This is a genomic window from Actinoallomurus soli (genome assembly GCF_024055715.1).
In the GTDB taxonomy this organism is placed as follows: Bacteria; Actinomycetota; Actinomycetes; order Streptosporangiales; family Streptosporangiaceae; genus Actinoallomurus; species Actinoallomurus soli.
The window spans coordinates 1-4795 of record NZ_JAMXMV010000054.1 but is presented as its reverse complement, the minus strand read 5'-3'; the positions used below and the strand labels follow the sequence as shown (position 1 = coordinate 4795).

6 protein-coding genes are annotated in these 4795 nt (G+C 72.7%); 1 reads left to right on the top strand and 5 read right to left on the bottom strand.

Annotated features, from left to right (window positions below; genetic code table 11):
- Both NDW01_RS42560 and NDW01_RS42555 read right to left on the bottom strand, forming a co-directional pair.
- A partial coding sequence (locus NDW01_RS42560; protein WP_252830367.1) for a helix-turn-helix domain-containing protein occupies positions 1-349 on the bottom strand: 349 nt, incomplete at its 3' end.
- 34 nt (positions 350-383) lie between these two features.
- Entirely contained in the window at positions 384-953 is a 570-nt protein-coding gene (locus NDW01_RS42555; protein ID WP_252830366.1) for an SRPBCC family protein, read from the bottom strand.
- On the opposite strand from NDW01_RS42555, the gene NDW01_RS42550 reads away from it, so the two are divergent.
- Positions 922-1959: a carboxylesterase family protein gene (locus NDW01_RS42550; protein WP_308211889.1), complete on the top strand. Its 1038-nt coding sequence runs from the start codon at positions 922-924 to the stop codon at positions 1957-1959. The two genes, NDW01_RS42555 and NDW01_RS42550, sit on opposite strands and share 32 nt — an antisense overlap.
- A 163-nt stretch (positions 1960-2122) precedes the next feature.
- Here NDW01_RS42550 and rodA read toward each other — a convergent pair whose 3' ends face one another.
- From rodA to NDW01_RS42535, 3 genes are all read right to left on the bottom strand, one after another.
- Positions 2123-3301, bottom strand: a complete 1179-nt coding sequence (gene rodA / locus NDW01_RS42545; protein WP_252830364.1) for a rod shape-determining protein RodA — start codon at positions 3299-3301, stop codon at positions 2123-2125.
- A gap of 201 nt (positions 3302-3502) precedes the next feature.
- Positions 3503-4087, bottom strand: a complete 585-nt coding sequence (locus NDW01_RS42540) for a carbonic anhydrase (protein ID WP_252830363.1) — start codon at positions 4085-4087, stop codon at positions 3503-3505.
- A gap of 95 nt (positions 4088-4182) precedes the next feature.
- On the bottom strand, positions 4183-4581 hold the full coding sequence (locus NDW01_RS42535; protein ID WP_252830362.1) for a hypothetical protein: 399 nt from the start codon (positions 4579-4581) through the stop codon (positions 4183-4185).
- Between the last annotated feature and the right edge of the window lie 214 nt (positions 4582-4795).

Sequence of the window (4795 nt, the reverse complement as noted above, 5' to 3'; positions counted from 1 at the left end):
TGTCGGTCAGGCGATCGAGGATGCGCAGCAGGCCCGGACTGATGTGCGCACTGAACGCTCCCCTGGGCGGCGGGTTGTGCCCGGCAAGGCGGAACAGGTGGTCTCGCTCGTCGAGCGACAGGTGCAGCCCCTGCGCGATCGACGTGAGCATCTGGCTCGACGGCTGCGGCCCGCGCTCCCGCTCGAGCCGGGAGTAATAGTCGGTCGACATGAGGCACAGCGCCGCGACCTCCTCGCGCCGCAACCCGTCGGTCCTGCGACGAGGACCGCGGGGAAGACCGACGTCTTCCGGTTGCAGTGCCTTGCGACGACTCCGGAGGAACTCCGCCAGCCCAACACGATCGATCATGGCGTTTCCCCCATCTCGCGGTGCTGCGTCGTTTCTACCGCCTGCGGACAGAGGCAGCCACGGACCACCGATCCCCCCATCCGAGCGGACCGATGACCGGGTGAGCCTCGGACCGGGAGCTCAGGGGGGACGCCCCGTCAGGGGTCCGGGTCTCACGTTCGGCGGCTCGTACGAGGCGGCGGGTCAGCGAGCGGAGCACCAGGAGCAGCGCCCACTGGACGACACGGCCCGTGCCGGGGACCAACTCGGCGAAGGAGCCCCGCCACACGACCGACGTGCCGCCGTCCGCACGGGCCTCGAACGTCACCTCGCCCCGGTAGTCCCGCAGCGGGGCGGGCGTGCGCAGGGCGTACCCGTGCACCCGGTCCTGCTCGTACGCGACCGTCTCCTCACGGACGACCACCGGCCACAGGCCGAGGCGGCGGATCGCGCCGATCCCACCGGGCGCCGGGTCGCCCTGCCGCTCCCACGACGAGCGCGGCGAGAGGGTCCCGGCCCACTCCGACCAGCGGCCGCCGTCCGCGACCAGCCGGAACAACGTCACCGGGGCGGCGCTGCTGCGCGCCGTCACCGTGACCGTGAACCTGCGTCCGTCGCCTGCCATACCGACCTCCCAGGGCGTCGCCCCCACGATCTCGCACCTCGGCGGACTTGGGAACGGCCGCCGTCCCCGCCACGGACGGCCGCAGCCGACGTACCGACCGGTGCAGGGAGGGCGGCAGCTCCGGTTCGCCACGGCGTCCGCATCGAAGCCCGCCGCACGGCCCCGTGATGCGACGAAGCCCGGACCGGTGTGCGCGCAGCTGCCGTACAACAAGCCGGTCGGCAGCGCGGTCAGCGAGGACTGCCTCACGCTCAATGTCACCACGCCGCGCGGCGCGTCGGCGGCGCGGCCCGTGATGGTGTTCCTGCACGGCGGTGACCTGACCAGCGGCTCCGGGAGTCAGTTCGAGCCGCGCCGGATGGCGGCGCAGGGGGACGTCGTGGTGGTCACGGTGAACTACCGGCTTGGGATCTTCGGGTTCTTCGGGCACGCCGGGCTTCCCGGCTCGGGCACGTTCGGGTTGCAGGACCAGCAGGCGGCACTGCGCTGGGTCCGGCGGAACGCCGCGGCCTTCGGGGGAGACGCCCGGAACGTCACGCTGTTCGGCCAGTCGGCCGGGGCGATCAGCACGTGCGGGCAGCTGACGTCCCCGGCCGCGAAGGGGCTGTACGACAAGGTCATCATCCAGAGCGCGAGCTGCGGCAGCTATACCCCGACCCTCATGCCCGGCCGGCAGGCGCCCGCGACGGCCGCCACGGACAAGTGGAAACCGCTCGCGACGGTCGACGCGCAGGGCGGCGCGCTGGCCGGGGACCTCGGCTGCGCCGACGAGGCGACCGCGATCGCCTGCCTGCGCGGCCTCCCCACCGACCGTCTCCTGCCGCACACCGAGATCGGCTACTGGACCGCCTTCGCCCGCGCCGGTGCGCCGGCCGCCGACGGTGCCCCCGCCTGGACCGCGTACGCGCCGGGGACCCGGCACGTCCAGACGCTGGCCCCGACCCGGATCGGCTCGGTCGACGACGCCACCGAACACCAGTGCGCCTTCTGGCAGACCGCCGAGTAAGCGACCCGGTGCGACCAGGCGACTCGGCGAACGGCTCCGGCGGCAACGCCGGAGCCGTTCCGACGCCGGCGGGCCCCCAACGGAGCCTGCACCGAGGTCGCCCGCGTCATTCCTGGCACCATCGGCATGGGTGACAGCACGGACTCCGGCGCCGGGCCTTCGGTCAGCTGAAGGCGCGCTGGCGGAGGTAGACGGCCTGGAGGAGGCCGAGGGCGATCATGTTGGCGAGCGTCGCCGATCCGCCGTACGAGATGTACGGCAGGGGGACCCCGGTGATCGGCATGATGCCGATGGTCATGCCGATGTTCTCGAACGTCTGGAACGCCAGCCACGACACGACCCCGGTCGCCACGAGCATGCCGAAGCCGTTCGGGCAGAGGGCGGCGATGCGCAGGCCGCGCCAGAGCACCACGCCGACGAGGACGACGATCAGCGCGGAGCCGAGGAAACCGAGCTCCTCGCCGGCGACCGTGAAGATGAAGTCGGTGTGCTGCTCGGGGACGAAGTGGCCGCCGGTCTGCTGCCCCCGGAACAGCCCCTGACCGGCGAGGCCGCCCGAGCCGACCGCGATGCGGGCCTGTGCCGCGTTGTATCCCGCGCCCCTGGGATCGGCCGAGGGGTCGGCGAAGGCGATGAACCGGTTGATCTGGTACGGCTTCAGCAGGTGGAACTGCCAGGCGGCGATCGCGCCGCCCACTCCGCCGCCCACCAGGCCCACCAGCCAGCGCTTGGGCGTGCCGGAGATCGCGACCATCGCCAGGACGACGACGGCGAGGACCATGGTCGTCCCGAGGTCGGGCTGCATCATGATCAGGCCCGCGAGCAGTCCGGCGAGGGCGAGGGCGACCACGATGTCGCGGGTGTCCGGCGCGGTCTGGGCGTCCCTCGGCTCGCCGAGCAGCACGGCGAGCACCACGACCATGCCCACCTTGGCGAACTCCGCGGGCTGGAGCTGGAACCCGCCGCCCAGCTCGATCCAGGAGTGATGCCCCTTGATCGTCGAGCCCAGCGGTGTCAGCACGAGGATCAGGCCGATGCAGGACGCGCCGTAGACGATCGGCGCGTACGCGCGCACCAGCCGGTAGTCCAGCGCCGTGACCAGCGCGGCCAGCCCGAAGCCGATCGCCACCGTCAGCAGGTGCTTCTTGAGGAAGACCTGCGGGTCCTGACCGGTGTGCAGCAGGGCCGGCCGGGTCGCCGACCACACCAGGAGCGTCCCGATCAGCGTCAGGCTCATGACGGCGCCGAGCAGGACCCAGTCGAGCCGGCGCAGCGGTGACTCGTGGCCGGACCAGCGGCGCAGCAGCGAACGCCGCCTCGCCGTCCGTACCGTGTCGTGCATTCCGAACATCGCACCCCCCGAACCCGCCCCCCGACGGGCCCCGACCATCCACGCCCGCGGGCCGCGGCGCAGGCCGCGGACCCCGGGCGGGACCCGATCACATGGCAGTAGGTGATCGGTCAGTCACTCTCCGAGCATACTCGTGCCTGGTGGGAACGTTCCTGAGGCGAGGATCGGGAGGTCGCGGGCCCTTCGGGACGACTAGAGGGGGACGAACGCGCCGGTGTCGGGCCGGTATCTCCAGACCGCGCCCGTCTCGACGTCGTAGAACCAGCCGTGCAGCCGCAGCGTGCCGTTGGCCAGGCGCCGGGCCACCCACGGATAGCGGCGGAGTTTGTCGAGCTGGGCGATGAGGTGCGGCCGGCCCGGGTCCTCCTGCTCCTGGGCACGGATCCCCCGCCATCGGTGCGTGTGCAGCAGCCAGAATCTCGTGGTCGGAGCGTTGCGGAGCCCGCCGAGGCCCGTACGGGCGCCGACCGCGCCGCATCGGGTGTGGCCGCACACGATGAGGTCACGGACGCCGAGGACCACCACGGCGTACTCCAGGGTCGCGGCCTCGGCGGTCAGCCGCCCCACACGGTGGGGCGGGATGACGTTGCCGGCCGTGCGCAGCTCGAACAGGTCTCCGGGTGCGGAGCCGGTGAGCAGCGAGGGGACGACCCGGGCGTCGGAGCAGGAGACGAAGATCGCCTGTGGTGTGTGGTCCGGCCGGAACGGGGAGCGCCGGCCGCGGTGGGTCGCGACCTGCTGGTGGAAGCTGCGGGCATGGTCGATCAGTGACTGCATGGGACGAGACCCTTCGCGCTGGGGACGGGTGAGGTGAACCGGTGCTCCGTCGGGCGCGGCGTGCTCGCTCCGCGCGCGTACGGGCGGGCCGCGGATCAGCAGCGGAAGACCTGCAGGTGTGCGGGTTCGGGCGGCGTGAGGGGTCGCGCCGAGCGGTCGGCCCGGCAAGGCTCCGCCGAACGCGGATCCGCCGCCTCGGCGGGCCGTACGGCGGACGGGCGCGGGTGCTGCGCGCCGGGGCCGGGGGGCGGCGCGGGCGCCCGGTGCAGGACGGCGTCGCAGTGGCCCCACGGCGTGGGTCGGCCGCCGTCGCCCGGGTCGGAGCGGAACCGGCCCGCCGACCGGGAGGCCGGGCACGGGACGGGGACCGGGTGACCGTCCTGGATCGAGGCCAGGACGACCGCCGCGTGGGTGTCGTGCGGCCCGGCGCCGTGGACGAGGATGACGACGGTCACGGTCAGCGCCCACAGGATGACGGCGGCCGCGCGTGTCATCCGGAGCGCACCGTCTCTCGCCCGCCGCCCCCAGGCCAACCCGGCTCCAATCAATGACGAAGAGTTGTCATTCCATGACTCTATGTTGCCGCTGGAGGCTGCTCTACACGTCCGGGCAGGCAGAGGTGTCGGTGTGGCTACGGTCTGTGACGGTAAAGAAAAGACGATGTGTCCGGTCGCGCGAAGGGGTCGGGGACCGAGCCGTGTCCGGATC